The sequence below is a fragment of the Janthinobacterium aestuarii genome, assembly GCF_046113285.1.
Lineage (GTDB): Bacteria > Pseudomonadota > Gammaproteobacteria > Burkholderiales > Burkholderiaceae_D > Janthinobacterium.
On the sequence record NZ_CP142524.1, the window covers coordinates 3,248,707 to 3,264,417 of the forward strand.

The 15,711-nt window shown below is 57.0% G+C and carries 12 protein-coding genes; 7 read left to right on the forward strand and 5 right to left on the reverse strand.

What is annotated here, in order from left to right; all coding sequences use genetic code 11:
• Positions 1-14: 14 nt before the first annotated feature.
• Complete coding sequence (locus OX462_RS14685) at positions 15-1,712, forward strand: ATP-dependent nuclease (protein ID WP_409026400.1); 1,698 nt, start codon at positions 15-17, stop codon at positions 1,710-1,712.
• 115 nt (positions 1,713-1,827) lie between these two features.
• Here OX462_RS14685 and purL read toward each other — a convergent pair whose 3' ends face one another.
• Together purL and OX462_RS14695 are read right to left on the reverse strand one after the other, a co-directional pair.
• On the reverse strand, positions 1,828-5,865 hold the full coding sequence (purL, locus tag OX462_RS14690; protein WP_409026401.1) for a phosphoribosylformylglycinamidine synthase: 4,038 nt from the start codon (positions 5,863-5,865) through the stop codon (positions 1,828-1,830).
• 184 nt (positions 5,866-6,049) lie between these two features.
• Positions 6,050-7,114 (reverse strand): GGDEF domain-containing protein, encoded by a 1,065-nt coding sequence (locus tag OX462_RS14695; protein ID WP_230503463.1) that lies wholly within the window; start codon positions 7,112-7,114, stop codon positions 6,050-6,052.
• A gap of 350 nt (positions 7,115-7,464) precedes the next feature.
• On the opposite strand from OX462_RS14695, the gene OX462_RS14700 reads away from it, so the two are divergent.
• Complete coding sequence (locus OX462_RS14700; protein WP_070288250.1) at positions 7,465-9,090, forward strand: response regulator; 1,626 nt, start codon at positions 7,465-7,467, stop codon at positions 9,088-9,090.
• A gap of 158 nt (positions 9,091-9,248) precedes the next feature.
• Here OX462_RS14700 and OX462_RS14705 read toward each other — a convergent pair whose 3' ends face one another.
• Positions 9,249-10,001: an SDR family oxidoreductase gene (locus OX462_RS14705; RefSeq protein WP_409026402.1), complete on the reverse strand. Its 753-nt coding sequence runs from the start codon at positions 9,999-10,001 to the stop codon at positions 9,249-9,251.
• Between the two features lie 111 nt (positions 10,002-10,112).
• Between OX462_RS14705 and OX462_RS14710 the strand changes: the two genes are divergently transcribed.
• Positions 10,113-11,036 (forward strand): LysR family transcriptional regulator, encoded by a 924-nt coding sequence (locus OX462_RS14710; protein ID WP_409026403.1) that lies wholly within the window; start codon positions 10,113-10,115, stop codon positions 11,034-11,036.
• Between the two features lie 79 nt (positions 11,037-11,115).
• Here OX462_RS14710 and OX462_RS14715 read toward each other — a convergent pair whose 3' ends face one another.
• Positions 11,116-11,418: an HNH endonuclease gene (locus tag OX462_RS14715; protein ID WP_070310833.1), complete on the reverse strand. Its 303-nt coding sequence runs from the start codon at positions 11,416-11,418 to the stop codon at positions 11,116-11,118.
• 452 nt (positions 11,419-11,870) lie between these two features.
• On the opposite strand from OX462_RS14715, the gene OX462_RS14720 reads away from it, so the two are divergent.
• The 4 genes from OX462_RS14720 to OX462_RS14735 all read left to right on the forward strand — a co-directional run bounded on the left by OX462_RS14720 (position 11,871) and on the right by OX462_RS14735 (position 14,663).
• On the forward strand, positions 11,871-12,218 hold the full coding sequence (locus tag OX462_RS14720) for a hypothetical protein (protein WP_230503471.1): 348 nt from the start codon (positions 11,871-11,873) through the stop codon (positions 12,216-12,218).
• Between the two features lie 990 nt (positions 12,219-13,208).
• Positions 13,209-13,844, forward strand: a complete 636-nt coding sequence (locus tag OX462_RS14725; RefSeq protein WP_409026404.1) for a hypothetical protein — start codon at positions 13,209-13,211, stop codon at positions 13,842-13,844.
• A gap of 140 nt (positions 13,845-13,984) precedes the next feature.
• Entirely contained in the window at positions 13,985-14,179 is a 195-nt protein-coding gene (locus OX462_RS14730) for a hypothetical protein (protein ID WP_143450122.1), read from the forward strand.
• Positions 14,180-14,306: 127 nt separating this feature from the next.
• Positions 14,307-14,663, forward strand: coding sequence for a hypothetical protein (locus OX462_RS14735; RefSeq protein ID WP_409026405.1), 357 nt, complete (start codon positions 14,307-14,309; stop codon positions 14,661-14,663).
• A 412-nt stretch (positions 14,664-15,075) separates the two neighbouring features.
• On the opposite strand, the gene OX462_RS14740 is transcribed toward OX462_RS14735, so the two are convergent.
• Positions 15,076-15,711: a TetR/AcrR family transcriptional regulator gene (locus OX462_RS14740; protein ID WP_409026406.1), complete on the reverse strand. Its 636-nt coding sequence runs from the start codon at positions 15,709-15,711 to the stop codon at positions 15,076-15,078.

Genomic DNA, 15,711 nt, shown 5'->3' on the forward strand with positions numbered 1-15,711 from the left:
TAAGAAAAATTAATATGAAACTAGAATCCATTAAGATAAGAAACTTCCGCACAATAAGAACCGAACAGACTATAGATCTAAGTAACGGCCTAACGATAGTTGGCCCAAATAGCAGCGGAAAAACAAATATTTTAAAGGCCATTGAATTAGTATTCACTGGATACGAAAATTCTGCAGGCTATAACTACGATTCAGATTTCTCCTTCGACTCATCCGGCCAAACCAGTATCGTTGCCAATTTCAGCGGCGATATTCATGGCGAAGACTCTGACTTCTTCGTCATATACAAGGAACTTTGCTTATTACTAGAAAAGGAAATTGATGTCCTTCCGAAATTTTCTTTATATCTATCATTCGCCTCAAAGTCTAGCAACCCTAGCTATAGACTATTTTCAAATGAAAAATACAAAGCTGGGGCACAAGCAAAATTCTCAAAAAAACAAATTCAAGCAATAAATTTACTTCTAAATAAATTCATCTGCCACTATGTACCATCATCAAAAAGCATAAATGATTTATACTCCTCCCTTTTATTGCCATTCGTCAAAAAATCCATATCAAAAATAATAGATGAAAAAAATTCAGAAATTAAGATAAGACTAAAAGAAATATCAAGCCATTTGGATTCTCAACTGAAAATAGCAGGTCTTGGGCACATAAATTCCGAATTTAGGTATCCAAGCGATTCACTTGAATTGTTACTGGGGTCTTTTGAGTTTCATTTATCGGACCCCTCTTCGACCCCAGTCGACAGAAAAGGTATGGGAATTCAAGCGGCCTCCATATTGGCATCATTTCTTTGGATCACAAAAGAAGAAAGAATATCAAAAAAGAATACAATATGGTTAATTGAGGAACCCGAGTCATACCTTCATCCGCAGTTAACAGAATCTTGCTTGGGCATGCTCAATGAGATCGCCAAAGAATCCTTACTTGTCTCTACAACGCACTCTTTAGGGTTTGTTGACAAAAATCCGAATAAAATATTAGGAACTGAAGTAGTAAACGCTGAGACAAAAACCAAAACATACAGCAACTATCTTGATGCCACCAATTCAATCAGAAGATCATTAGGTGTAAAGTTCAGTGATTTTTATAATTTAGGATTAATAAATATATTTGTTGAAGGCAAAAGCGATAGAGAGATTTTTAGTTGGGCCTTAGAAAAAATACCTGACGATGGAAAAGGAAACACCTTATGGAAATACTTAAGAAATGCAGATTTCTTAGACTTCACCGGCGTATCCGGCCTAGAAGGATTCATGAAAGCCACATATGAATTTATCCAAAAAGAACGCCCAGTAATTGTGGTTATGGATGGCGATGATGCAGGACAAAAGGCACTTAAAAATCTACAACAATATTTCGGCCAAAAGAAAATCCCTTTTGAGGCGAACAAAGATTCCATAAGCCTACCAACCGGCTTTACTCTCGAGGGTCTTTTCCCTCATGATTGGATTGCAACCGTGTATGCAGAACATCCAAACTGGTTTATTAGCTACTTAATAGATGTCGACGGGAAATTACAGTCATTTGACATGAAAACTGAAGCAAACAAAGATCAATTGAGAAAACACCTAGTCAATAAAGCTGAAATTTCCGAAAATTATGACTGGGCACAAAAATTTAAAAAAATATTTTCAGTACTAGATGCGGAGCTTGAAAAAAAATACATAAAATTATACGGACACGAAATAAGTCCCGCAACATAATATTACTTACAGTATTATTAGTAAACAAAAAGCCGCTGTCTCCCGGCAGCGGCTTTCTCACTCCTACCCCAGCAGCAGCGCCTTGAACTCCGGCGCTGCCCTGCAAGCGAACTAATTACCCCACAAACTTCCGTGCATTCCTGAACATGCGCATCCACGGCGAATCCTCGCCCCACGCTTCAGGGTGGTACGACTGCTGGACGCTGCGGAACACGCGCTCCGCGTGCGGCATCAGCACGGTGAAGCGGCCGTCTGGCGTAGTGACGGAGGTGATGCCTTCCGGCGAGCCGTTCGGGTTGTACGGATACGCTTCGGTGGCGGCGCCCTTGTTGTCGACGAAGCGCATGGCTTTGGTGACCTGGGTGATGTCGCCCGTTTGCGAGAAGTCGGCGTAGCCTTCGCCGTGGGCGATGGCGATGCCGGCTTGCGTGCCGGCCATGCCGTTGAAGAAGATCGATGGGGAATCCATCACTTCGACCATGGCAAAGCGGCCTTCGAATTTCTCCGACTTGTTGCGCGTGAATTTCGGCCAGGCGTGGGCGCCGGGGATGATCGATTTCAGGTTGCTCATCATCTGGCAGCCGTTGCAGATGCCCAGGCCGAAGCTGTCCGTGCGGTTGAAGAAGCGCGCGAACTGTTCCGCCAGGCTGGCGTTGAACAGGATGGTTTTCGCCCAGCCTTCGCCCGCGCCCAGTACGTCGCCGTAGGAGAAACCGCCCACGGCGATGACGCCCTGGAAGTCGTCCAGTTTCACGCGGCCCGCGATCAGGTCGCTCATGTGCACGTCGACAGCGGTAAAACCTGCCTGGTGCATCACGTACGCCGTCTCGATGTGTGAGTTGACGCCCTGCTCGCGCAGGATGGCGACACGCGGACGCACGCCGGTGGCGATGAATGGCGCGGCGATGTTCTCGTTCTGGTCGAAGGTGACGATCGGCGACATGCCCGGGTCTTGCACGTCCAGCAGGCGGTCGTATTCGGCGTCCGCGCAGGCAGGATTGTCGCGCAGGCGGGCGATGCGCCAGCTCGTTTCGCTCCACAGGCGGTGCAGGTCCGCGCGCGGCTGGGTGTAAATGAGCTTGGCGTCGCGCGTGAATTCGATCACGTCGCGGTCGTTCAATTTACCGATGATATGGCTGCAGGCGCCCAGGTTGAAGGTGCGCAGCACGTCCATGACCAGGGATTTTTCTTCCGCGCGCACCTGGATCACGGCGCCCAGCTCTTCGCTGAACAAGGCGCGCAGGGTCAGTTCGTTGCGGCGTTCCGCCACCTGGCCCGTCCAGTTCTTGGCGTCGCCCCAGTCGCTCGAGTGCTCGCCTTCCATGGTCAGCATGTCCAGGTTGACGGACATGCCCGTGTGACCGGCGAAGGCCATTTCCGTCAGGGTGGCGTACAGGCCGCCGTCCGAACGGTCATGGTAGGCCAGCAGCTTGTCGTCGCTGTTGAGCTTTTGGATGGCGGCGAAGAAGCCTTTCAGGTCTTCCGCGCTGTCCACGTCCGGCGTTTCATTGCCCAGCTGCCCCATGACTTGCGCCAGGGCGGAGGCGCCCAGGCGGTTCTTGCCGCGACCGAGGTCGATCAGGATCAAGGACGTATCGCCCTGGTCCGTTTTCAGCTGCGGCGTGAGCGACTTGCGCACGTCCGTCACTGGCGCGAACGAGGAAACGATCAGGGACACCGGCGAGGTGACGGATTTCGCCGCGCCCGTGCTCTCGTCTTTCCAGGTCGTGCGCATCGACAGCGAATCCTTGCCGACGGGGATGCTGATGCCCAGCGCCGGGCACAGGTCCATGCCGACGGCTTTCACGGTGTCATACAGGGCCGCGTCCTGGCCAGGCTGGCCGCAGGCGGCCATCCAGTTGGCGGACAGCTTGATGTCGGAAATGTCGGCAATCGCCGCGGCGGCGATGTTGGTGACGGCTTCGCCCACGGCCATGCGGCCGGAAGCTGCTGGGTCGATGACGGCCAGCGGCGTGCGTTCGCCCATGGCCATCGCTTCACCCAGATAACCTTCGAAGCTCATGGTGGTGACGGCGCAATCGGCCACCGGCACTTGCCACGGTCCCACCATCTGGTCGCGCACGGTCATGCCGCCCACGCTGCGGTCGCCGATGGTGATCAGGAACGATTTGTCGGCCACGGTCGGCAGCAGCAGCACTTTTTGCGCTACGTCCACCAGGTCCATGCCCGTCAGGTCGATGGCCGGGAAATCGTTGGCCACATGGACCACGTCGCGCTGCATCTTCGGTGGCTTGCCCAGCAAGACGTCCATCGGCATGTCGACCGGTTCGTTACCCAGTTCCGGGTCGATTAGTTTCAGTTGACGCTCTTCGGTGGCCACGCCCACGGCGGCGAACAGGCAGCGTTCGCGTTCGCACATGGCTTTGAACAGAGGCAGGCTTTCCGGCGCGATGGCCAGGACGTAGCGTTCCTGCGATTCATTGCTCCAGATTTCCTTCGGCGCCATGCCCGATTCTTCCAGCGGGATCTTGCGCAGGTCGAAAATCGCGCCGCGCTTGGCGTCGTTGGTGATTTCCGGGAACGCGTTCGACAAGCCGCCCGCACCCACGTCGTGGATCGAGATGATCGGGTTGTCCGCGCCCATTTGCCAGCAGGCGTTGATGACTTCCTGGGCGCGGCGTTCCATTTCAGGATTGCCGCGCTGGACGGAATCGAAGTCCAGGTCGGCCGTGTTGCTGCCGGTGGTCATCGACGAAGCGGCGCTGCCGCCCATGCCGATGCGCATGCCCGGGCCGCCCAGCTGCACCAGCAGGCTGCCGACGGGGATGTCGTTCTTGTGCGTGTGCTGCGCCGAGATATTGCCGATGCCGCCCGCGATCATGATGGGCTTGTGGTAGCCGAAGACGGCGTCTTTGTCTGCGCCGACGTTCTGCTCATACGTGCGGAAGTAACCGCCCAGGACCGGGCGGCCGAATTCGTTCGAGAACGCGGCGCCGCCCAGCGGGCCTTCGATCATGATCTGCAGCGGCGACGCGATGCGTTCCGGCTTGCCGTATTGATCTGCATCCGTACGGCCCGCCAGCGGCGCCGTCACGGAAGCGGCCGTTTCCCAGCTGCGCACGGCGTCCGGCAGCGACAGGTTCGACACGGTGAAACCCGTCAGGCCAGCCTTCGGCTTGGCGCCGCGGCCCGTCGCGCCTTCGTCGCGGATCTCGCCGCCCGCGCCCGTGGACGCGCCAGGGAAGGGAGAAATCGCCGTCGGGTGGTTATGCGTTTCCACCTTCATCAGCGTGTGCGTCAGTTCCGTCGATGCCGCGTATTCGTGGTTCGCACCGCGCGGGTAGAAGCGCGAGACCGTAGCGCCTTCCATGATGGACGAGTTGTCGCTGTAGGCGACGACGGTGCCTTTCGGCTGCAGTTCATGCGTGTTCTTGATCATGCCGAACAGCGACTTGGGCTGCGCCACGCCGTCGATGGTCCAGTCGGCGTTGAAGATCTTGTGGCGGCAATGCTCGCTGTTCGCCTGCGCGAACATCATCAGTTCCACATCCGTCGGATTGCGGCCGGCCTTGGTGAAGGCGGCATCCAGGTAGTCGATTTCGTCTTCCGACATCGCCAGGCCCAGTTCCGTGTTCGCCGCTTCCAGCGCGCGCTTGCCCTGCCCCAGCAAGTCGATCGATTCCAACGGACGCGCTTCCAGCGTGCGGAACAAGTCCTTGGCGTCGTCGGCGCTGCGCAGCACGGATTCCGTCATGCGGTCGTGCAGCAGGTCGGCCACGGCCTGTACTTGCTCGTCCGTCAGTTTGCCGGCGCCGATGGCGCTGCCCAGGATGCCCGATTTCAGGTTGATGCGGAAAGCGATGCCGCGTTCGACGCGCTTGATGTGCGCCATGCCGCAGTTGTGCGCGATGTCGGTGGCTTTCGAGGCCCACGGCGAGATCGTGCCGAAACGGGGGATGACGAAGAATTCTTCGGCAGCGCCTTCCGTATTGTCGGCCTGGGCCGGCTCGCCGTACGTCAGCAAGGCGCCAAGGCGCGTGCTGTCGTCGGCCGTGAGCGGCGCGCTGGCATCGATGAAATGGACATAGCGTGCTTGCACGGCAACGATCGCAGGCGAGACGGCTTGCAGTTGGCTTAACAGACGGTGGCTACGGAAATGGGACAGGGCATTGGAACCCGGCAGTATCAACATGATTGGAAGGTGGTTGATGCAGCGTGGCTGCGGGTTAAAGGTAGGTATGACAATATCTTTCGTACGGCAAATTTCCTTTGCGCGCATTATACCCGTTTTACCCCTGCTTTATTACCGGAACTTATGGCTTTCCGGCCATTTTGCCCCTGAAAGCGGCAGTTTTTGCCAACTTGCAACAACAGGATCAGGCAATCACATAGCGGTTCTTGCCCTGGCGCTTGGCCAGGTACAGCGCCTCGTCGGCCAGGCGGTAACTGTGGCTCAGCTCCTTGTCCCGGTCCAGCTCGGCCACGCCCACGCTGATCGACACGAACTGTGCCGCATGGAAAGCCTGGCTGACGGCGGCGACCAGGGCGCCGGCGAAGGCGCGCACGGCCTCGCGGTCGCCCGCGTAGACGATGCCGAATTCCTCGCCGCCCAGGCGTCCGCACAGATGGCTTTGCGCCTTGTCCGCGATGATGGCGGCCGTGCGCATGAGCACCGCGTCGCCCGCATCGTGGCCCTGCTGGTCGTTGATGATCTTGAAATCGTCGATGTCGATCATCAGGAAATGCAGCATGCCGCCGTGGCTTGCGCCATGCATCTGCTGGGCCCGCTGCGTGAACATGCGGCGGTTGTTCAAGCCCGTCAGGCTGTCCTGGAAGGCCAGCCGCGTCAATTCCACCTTGGCGTGATAGTTACGCAGGCGCAATAAGCTGAAGCTGACGTTCAGCGCCAGCCCGAACAGCACGCTGACGGCGATCATCAACGGCACCCAGGGCTGGTCGGGCAAGCCAGCGTTGACCGGATACAGGCCGTGGCCCACGTTCCACCACACGCCCGCCACCACGGCCAGGTAGCTGAGACCGCCATTGAAGATGGAAGCGATGGCCAGGGTCATAAAGACACCCACGGGCAAGACCCAGAAGCTGGCGTGGTGGACAGCATCGGCCATGGTGCGCAAGCCGAAGGTCAGCGCCAGCACGGCGCAGGCACCCGTCATGGTCAGCACGGGCAAGGTGGTGCAGCGGGCGCGCACGGCCAGACTCGCCAACATGCCCAGCAAGGCCAGCACGGCGTGCGTCAGGTTCGGATGGTAGGCCGGCGGCATCAGCAGCCAGGCCAGACTGAAGGCGATGATGCCCATCACTTGCGTGATCAGGCCGACCCGGTGCAATTCCGCAAAATACGTATGCTGCTGTTCGCTGTTGCCGCCAAAGGCAAGGGGAACGGCAATGCGCCGCAAGGTAGACAGTTCAGGAACGCGCATGACGGGTATCGACACCAGAGAGGGATAAAGCGCCCGTTAAAGCCTTGCGCATGCCTTGCCGCGACGTGGTGCGGCATGCAACAGGTGTTGCATTTTAGAATACTATCACGGTAGTCAGGGAATGGCCGGAAAAACAGGCGCCCGCACCGTCGCAAGGGGCGCTCATGTCATGAAATACAACGCCGGACGGCGCTGGACGCGCCTGCCCTTGCGCACGGCACCCGATTGCATGCATTTTGCTGGCAGTGTCGGGCGGCTTTGCAGTATGCTGATAAAAAACAATACTGCCAGGCAGCTACATATAAGAAGAGTTCCCGCAAATGACCGAACAGATGAACGAGAGCTGAACCATGCCAGAAACTAGCGACTTATCTGTCCTGATCGTCGACCCGAACCCCAGCATGCGGGGCAATCTGCACAATATGCTGAACCAGGCCGCCATCACCAAGGTGGAATATGCCGTCAATGCCGGCACGGCCATCCGCTTGCTGATGAAGAAACCGTTCGACATCATCCTGTGCGAATACGACCTTGGCAGCGGCACGGATGGCCAGGATGGCCAGCAATTGCTGGAAGACTTGCGCCACCATAAGCTGATCGGCCTGTGGACGATCTTCATCATGCTGACCTCGGAGGCCATCCACAGCAAGGTGATCAGCGCAGCGGAGCTGACCCCGTCCGACTACATATTAAAACCGTTCACCGTCGACGTGCTGAGCGGCCGCATCGCGCGCGCCATCGAGCGGCGCGCCGTTTTTCTGCCCACGTATCAGCTGATCGACAAGGGTGACCTGCGCGAAGCCGTGAAAAGCTGCCGCGCGGCCGAACTGCAGCACCCGCGCCTGGCGGCCGATTTCGCCCGCCTGCGCGCCGAACTGCACATCAGCCTGGACGAATGGAAGGAAGCGGAACAGCTCTACGCCGACATGCTGGCCACGCGGCCCATGGCCTGGGCGCACCTGGGCCTGGCGCGCACCCTGTTCGAACAGCAGCGCCACGAGGATGCGCAGGAAGCGCTGCTGGAACTGGTGGAGACCTATCCCCGCTTCATGGCCGCCTACGACTTGCTGGCGCAAAACCATGAAGCCATGGGCCAGCAACTGCAGGCCAAGAAAATCCTCGAGGACGCGGTGGCCATCTCGCCGCACATGGTACGCCGCTTGCGCCACCTGGGCGGCATCGCCTTCGACACGGGCGACATCGGCGCGGCCGAACGAGCGTATAAACAGGTCGTCACGAAGGCCAAGTACTCCGAATTCCGCGACCCGGAAGACCACGTCAACCTGGTAAAAACGCTGGTAAAAAAGGGCGACGCGCCGCAAGCGAGCGGCGTGCTGCGCGACATGGAGCGCTCCCTGCGGGGCAGCGCCAACGTGGAAGCATGCCGCGCCATCTCGGCCGCCATGCTGCATGAACTGTCGGGCAACGACATCGCCGCCGCCACCGAACTGCAACTGGCCGCCGCCGCCCTGGACGACGCGCGGGGCCTGTCGACGCAGCTGAAGGTGGGCCTCGTGCAAAGCTGCCTGAAGAACAACCTGGAACAGGCCGCGTCCGACGTCATGATGAAACTCGTCAACGAAGCCGACAGCGACGTGACGATGGAAGCGGCCGTCGATGTCTTTGAAAAAGCGGGCCGCCACGACCTGGCGCAAGGCATGGGTCAGCAGATCACGAACCAGGTGCAGGAATTGATGCAGGATGCGGCCAGCAAGGCGGAAAGCGGAGAACTCAAGGGCGCCGTCTTCGTGCTGCGCCAGGCCCTGCGCAAGACGCCGGGCAACCTGCCCGTGCTGTTCGCCTCCGTCGAGGCCATCCTGCGCCAGCTCAACATGCTGGGCTGGGAAGCCCCGCTCGCTGAACAGGCGCAGCACCAGATGCAGGTGATCCGCAAGATCGACCCCAGGCATCCGCAGCTGGAGTCGCTCAAGCAGCAGTATGCGGCTACGCAGCACAAGTATGGTATTGCGACCTGACTCTTGCCTGCGCCCTGCCTGTCAATCGACAACAAGCCGTTCGACAAGGTGGGCCGTCCCATCGCCGCCGTTTGCGCAATTGAATACTCTGTTTCAAAATGAAGCCCGCTCACGCATTCGGAGCGGGCGCATCCGTATAGTTCGGCAGTTGTGTGACGTCAACCGTTAAGCGTACGGCCGCCGTCAACGATGATTTCGGAGCCGACAGTCCAGCGGGACTCGTCGGAAGCGAGGTATAACACCGCCTTGGCCACTTCCTCCGGCGTGCCGAAGCGGCCGAACGGAATCGTTGCGGTAATGTCCTTGTTGAGCTGATCGCGGTAGGCATCCGGGATGCCGAGCTTGTCGTACAGCGGCGTTTCGACCGGGCCGGGACTGACGGCGTTGACGCGAATGCCGCGTGCCAGCAGTTCGCCCGACAGCGTTTTCGACAAGTTCAAGAATGCGGCCTTGGTCGCGGCATATACCGATGAATGCGCCGAGCCCACGTGCGCGCTGACCGATGTGTTGAGCACCACCGATGCGGGGTTCGCGAACACTGGCAGCAGCGCCTGGATCAGGAAATAGGGACCCTTGACGTTGATGTCGAACGAACGGTCGAACATTTCCTCCGTCCACGCTTCGATCGGTTTCCAGACGGATACGCCAGCGTTGAGAAAAGCGATATCGAGCTGGCCGTAGTGCGCCTGGACGGCTTGCGCCAACTCCTGTTGGGCGGCGAAACTGGCGGAATCGGCGCGCAGCACGAGAACCTCGGCGCCAAGTTCTTTCCTGGCCTTCTCGATGGATTCCGGATTGACGCCGGTGACGATGACGCGCGCGCCTTCGGCGAGGAACTGCCTGGCTGTTTCAAGGCCGATGCCGCTGGTGCCGCCGGTGATAAGAGTACGTTTTCCTTGCAAGCGGGACATAAAATTCTCCTGTAGGTGATTCATGGTCAACCAGCGTTGGCTGACCTGCCGCGGGAAGAACTATGCGCTCATGCTTGAAATTCGATAAGATCGTATCTTTGCATATGATTCATGCTCAAATTGCATGAATCGGGGAGAGTAACTTTGGACCGGTTTCTTTTGATGACATGCTTCGCGCGCGCGGTGGAGACGGGGAGCTTCTCCGCTGCCGGCCGCGACCTGGGCCTGGGGCAGCCCAACGTCAGCCGTCATGTGGCGGCGTTGGAAGAGCATCTGCAGACGCGGCTGCTGCACCGCTCCACGCGCAAGCTTGCCCTCACGCCCGAAGGGGAACGCTACTATGCGGAAGTGCGGCGCATCCTTGACGCCGTCGACGAGTCCGAATCGTCCTTCAGGGAGAACGTCGATCCGTCCGGATTGCTGCGCGTCGCATGCCCGACCGCTCTGGCGCATGCATTTGTGTTGCCGCATGTCCCCGCCTTTCTGGAGCGCTATCCCGGCTTGGCGCTCGATCTCCAGATCAATGATCGCTATGTGGGTCTCGTCGATGAAGGAGCGGAACTGGCAATTCGGATCGGCCATCTGGAAGACAGCGCCCTGCGCGCGCGGCGCATCGGCCTGTTCGAGCGCGTGTTCGTCGCCAGCAAGGGCTATCTCGCCAGACGCGGCGTGCCGGTCACGCCCGATGATCTGCGCGGGCACGATTGCGTGATCTACACGCTGCTGTCGTCGGGTGCCACATGGCGCTTCCGCGATACGGAAGTAGCAGTATCGGGAAAGGTACGGGTAAACTCACCCGAGGCCGTGCGCGAACTGGTCAATGCGGGACTCGGTATCGGACATGGGCCGCAGTGGCTGTTCGAGGAAGGACTCAGGAATGGCAATTTGCAGCTGCTCCTGACGGCGCACACTGCCCTGCCCGTTCCGGTTCAAATCGTCTATGTCGCAAACAGGCTGCTGCCAACGCGGGCCGTCGTGTTCATGGACTTCATCGCGGAAGCGTTTTCAAAGGTACCGGCACTGAACATCCGCTGAGCGGCCTCTGTCCGCCGCTTGCCGCCGCAAGCCAGAGCGGCGCCGTGAACACCCGTTCACGGCACAGGGCAAGGTTCGATCAGCGCGGGAGTTTATACCGTACCAGCAGCGTCGGTCCCTTGCCGCCGGATGGCGTCAGCAGAATCTCGTCACCGGGCTGCATCTCTTCATACATCACCGTGCAACAAGTCGGCATCGAGTGGCCGCGCGCCGGATACACGCCAACGTCCGTGTGCAGGGTCGCAGCGCGTACGTCCACGCTGGACTTGCCAGCCTTTCCTTCTTCTTGCAGCTGCTTGCGCAGTGCGGTGACGAAGTCCCCTTTGCTGAGCCTGGCAGGTGCCTGGCTGGCTGGCGGGCGAGTGCTTGCATCGTTTTTCATGGTAGTTTCTTTCAGTGTATACATTTCCGCCACTATATCATTCGCCCCTGGTGCAACGCGACCCGGGGCGGAACGAGTCCATCGCCCCGGCCGGAGCAGCCGCGGCAGAGCGCCTGCTTCTGCGCGTGATAACGTTACAGTTGGCGACAACAGCCTGGCCCATCTTCTGCCGGGAGCGCTCGATGGGACCGGCGATTTTGCATGCTGATGATGCAGTTGCCATCAGAATCGGCGCGACATGGCGTCTGGCGTCTGGCCCAAGCAGAAGCTTGCGCTGGCCGCTTGACTTTAGCGTACTCCAAGGTGCTGCGACCACCGATAGAATCCGCCGCCACAAACGGCCATTCACGTTGAGGTGACAATGCGTGACTTTTCTCGCTTGATAATTCGTTATGCTCGTGGGCCGCTGGCGGCCAGCAGCGGACGCCCAACTCGCGACTTAAAGGAACTAAGTGGCCTATCATCTGATGATATTTAAACAGTCTACAGCGATTGAGCCAACCATCAATCTGTACTTGGGTTCCGCTCAGACCGTGTATCTCTATTGGGAAGCCGCTAGCTTCGATATCGGGCTGCCAACGATTAGTACAATTACAGAACGAGCTGATTCTGAGGCGGGATTCTGCCTTTCGGGTGCCACGCTTACTGCTTTTAAGGTGGAGTTGGAGATGCTATACAAACACTGGAATACATCACACAAAGGCCACGAATTGCCGCCTACGCATTGTGAACTGATGCGTGCAGTGATTTTAGCATTGGACGATGAGTCGTTTGACAACGCAACGCTGATGATTGCATAGCTCGCTGGTAGGATTTGAGAGTCCACTTTGGGGCGTAACCTGCCAACGACGGCAACCGGCCAAAAGCCGAAGCTCGCCGTGGCCGCAAACAACGTGTAGTCGTATAGAGGTTTGAAGATGCGAAATACATGCAGTATATGCAGTCGAAAACTGGACCAGAAAGATGACCCTCTATCAGTTGACTGTGGTGGCGACTGTTGGGGCTGCATCGGTGAAATTGAAGCAGACATGGGCGACGAGTATTCGTTAACCAAGGTAAGGGAGGAGTTTGCGAAAGGACTCCGCCCACGATGGGTTGATACGAGCTCCAATTTATCATCAGAGGTTAAGATATAACAAGACGGCAACCGGCCAGAAGCGGACGACTGACGTTACCCTTCATTACTCAATTTAAGTATGCCAAGTTACGTAAAAAGACACTGGGACTAGACTAGAGGTGACAGGTACGATGCATGGGGTACGTCCTGGTGGTACTTTGAAGTCGATGGTGCAGGCTGGGTTACCCGACAAATAGAACAGTATGATTCTGGTCCGCTGCTTTGCTATAGTGCCGAGCATGAGAGCGACGAATTTGGCGGGATCTCAGAAAAGCCTCTCGATTTATCGGAGTCAGGGTACAGTGCGATTTCCCATCAAGAGTTCGAATCAATTTGGAGAGCCGCATAGTGCTTCCGTTATCGGCCAGGAGCAGACTGTCATTTTTATAGCCGGAAAACAGGATAGTATTGATGGTTAGCATCGAGATAGAGAAGAGAAAGGCTGTTCGACTACAGTATCGTGAGCTCTTCGATGCGCTATCAAAGCTACTGTTCGAGGCTGACCCAATTGGTATTAATTTTGAAACGAACACAGACGAATACGAACCAGAGGTCGGGACAATTATTCCCCGACTGAGGCATGCCAAATCTGAAGCCGATGCGCAACTTTTAGTTCACGAGGAATTTTGTAGATGGTTCGACAGCGAGACTGCCGGGCCGATAAGCGATTATCGTGACCTCGCTTCTCAAATTTGGGATGAATGGCTACGATGCAAATAATTGCAGTGGGGCTGACGGCGGCCTTCGGCCAAGAGCAGCCATTCGCGTTGACGTGACAATGCGTGACTTTTCTCGCTTGACATTTCGCTATGCTCATGGGCCGCTAGCGGCCAAAAGCGATTCACGCGACTTTATTAATTGCCATCTGTCCGGTTTGAGGCCATTCATGATTCAAGTAGAAGTTCTCGACGAAAGCGTTTCATGGCCATTCACAATTCCTCCCGGCCGGAGCAATCACGATGGGGCTCCACCGCGTGTGGCCGAACTCTGCGTAGATGCCAAGTATTGGCATTTAATTGGGTGGAAGGACTGTAGTTCGAACTCCATTGGAATAGCCAGAAAAAACCAAGTAATTTCAATTGACGTTGAAAACATAGAGGCCTTATCAGTCTGCTTCATGCGCAGAGCGAAGGGTCCTGGCTTTGTTTCATTTGAGGTAAGGATGTTGGAAAATCGACGCTCTGTGGTCTTCTTCGCGGCGGACCATTTTAATGAAGATGCATTACTCTGGCTTCAGAGCAATGCCAACAGACTGGCGGCCTTATTTAGTATGCCAATAACAATCAACGACTATGGCTCGGACTACTAGCTATCAGTCCAATCGCGAAGGTCCGAATTGGGGTGGAACTTGCCAACGACGGCAACCGGCCAGGAGCAGACGGACGAAAGATAGTGAAACCGCGTCGAGCAGAGATAGGTATGGTAAAAATTAACACAACAGGAACTATCATGAATTCTGAACATCCAACTCATCAGGTTCGAGTTGAGTATGACCCGGAAAAAACAGGAGGCTATTTCATCGTTGAATGGTGGGACGGTAGTGGAGGTCCAAATCCAAATCGTGCTTTTGATTCATGGGTGGAGACTTTGAGCGGCGTGTCTCAGTTCATTGCCGAGTCTGGATGGAAAATCCGTTGGCAATAAAATATAAGGCTTAAACCGGCCAGAAGCAGACGGACTACTGGACGTCGATATCATCTCAACTGTAGTGGAGGCGAGAATTCAAAGCTATCTATTCGCATCGTCAAACGAACCAAGTGCAACAGCGTCTTTGTCGATTGAAGCCTTAATGGCGGCGGCCTGTGCCGAGTTTTTCTCGGTTACGCTCGCCAGTGACGACGAATTGGAGTTGCTGATGGGTTTGCTCGGCATTGAACCATTGCGCTCAATATCGTTGCGGCCTAACACTGAGTTCCTTGCCATCTTTGATTATACCGATAAGTTTTTACCTCAAATGACTCAGGAAGACTTTGACGTATTTTATGAAAAATGGCTACGCTTAACTCACCGAGATTCAAATATGGATGAGTATGGACAGCTGTTATTTCTTCAAGGGCGGGCTGCTAGCTGGAACCGGATGGCGAGCAGGTTCATACTCCGTGAAGCCCCAATGACATCAGCAGAGTGACTCCAACCGGCCAGGAGCGGCCATTCGATAATTTCCAAGGAACGCGATGACCGAAGATCTGTGTCTCAGGATTGCTGAGAAATATTTGTCGTCAAATGCCATTGAGTACATCCTTCCTGGCCGGATTGGCAGCAAAGAGCCGAGCAGGTGGGAGGCGATTTACGTCGTTCCAGCAGTAACGGACCCCACGGTGGCAGTTGTCGATCCTCCAGATGTACGAGTTTGGGTCACACTTCTTGACGGTCAAGTGGAATGGATACACCAAATGTGAACGGCTGCTTTGGGGCGATAGCGGACGTACACGGCAGTCAGCGACACGACAGTCAGCGACAGGATGACCGGCGGGTTCTTGGGAGGAGCGATGCTATGGCTAAAGCATGCTGCCCGATGGGCTCAAGTCTCTTTTCGCCGCTTACCTGCGCTCCACCCTCGCCACCACCAGCTCGATCAGCTCCGCGATCAAGGGCCGGAACGTGGCGGCATCGCCGCCCTGCCCCAGCATGACGGTGCGCGTGGTCAGGTGCGAGAAGACGGCGTCGAACAGGATCTGCGGCAGATTGGAAAACGAGGTGGCGGGCGCGATGCGGCCCTGCGTGCGCTGCTGCTCCAGCAGGCGCAGGATCAGGGCGTGCCACACTTGCGGGCCGTGCTCGTACCAGGTCTGGCCCACGGCCGGCACGGCGGCCGCGCCCGTGACGACAAGGCGGTAGAAATCCACGTGGCGGGGGCTGGTGACGACGGCCACCAATTCATCGAGGATCAGCTGCAAACCCTGCTCCAGGCCCGCCTGCGACGTATCGAGCTGGCGCAGCGCGATGATGAAGTCGGCGCACAGGTACTCGACCACGGCCACCAGCAGTTCCTGCTTGCTGCCGAAGTAGCGGTAGGCGGTGGCTTTCGAGCCGCCCGCCTCGGCCACGATGGCGTCCATGCTGACGCCGTCGTAGCCGGAGGCGAGGAAGAGGTCCGCCGCCGCCACCAGCAGCTTGCGCCGCCGCTCCTCGCTTCGGGTACTCGGGGAAGCGGGAACGGTGCGCAACTGGGGCAT

Bases quoted from the DNA above. Each gene is read 5' to 3' on its own strand.
- OX462_RS14740 (WP_409026406.1), bottom strand. From the start codon at position 15,711: ATGCCCCAGTTGCGCACCGTTCCCGCTTCCCCGAGTACCCGAAGCGAG.
- OX462_RS14705 (WP_409026402.1), bottom strand. From the start codon at position 10,001: ATGTCCCGCTTGCAAGGAAAACGTACTCTTATCACCGGCGGCACCAGC.
- OX462_RS14710 (WP_409026403.1), top strand. From the start codon at position 10,113: ATGCTCAAATTGCATGAATCGGGGAGAGTAACTTTGGACCGGTTTCTT.
- OX462_RS14700 (WP_070288250.1), top strand. From the start codon at position 7,465: ATGCCAGAAACTAGCGACTTATCTGTCCTGATCGTCGACCCGAACCCC.
- OX462_RS14715 (WP_070310833.1), bottom strand. From the start codon at position 11,418: ATGAAAAACGATGCAAGCACTCGCCCGCCAGCCAGCCAGGCACCTGCC.
- purL (WP_409026401.1), bottom strand. From the start codon at position 5,865: ATGTTGATACTGCCGGGTTCCAATGCCCTGTCCCATTTCCGTAGCCAC.
- OX462_RS14695 (WP_230503463.1), bottom strand. From the start codon at position 7,114: ATGCGCGTTCCTGAACTGTCTACCTTGCGGCGCATTGCCGTTCCCCTT.
- OX462_RS14730 (WP_143450122.1), top strand. From the start codon at position 13,985: ATGAATTCTGAACATCCAACTCATCAGGTTCGAGTTGAGTATGACCCG.
- OX462_RS14685 (WP_409026400.1), top strand. From the start codon at position 15: ATGAAACTAGAATCCATTAAGATAAGAAACTTCCGCACAATAAGAACC.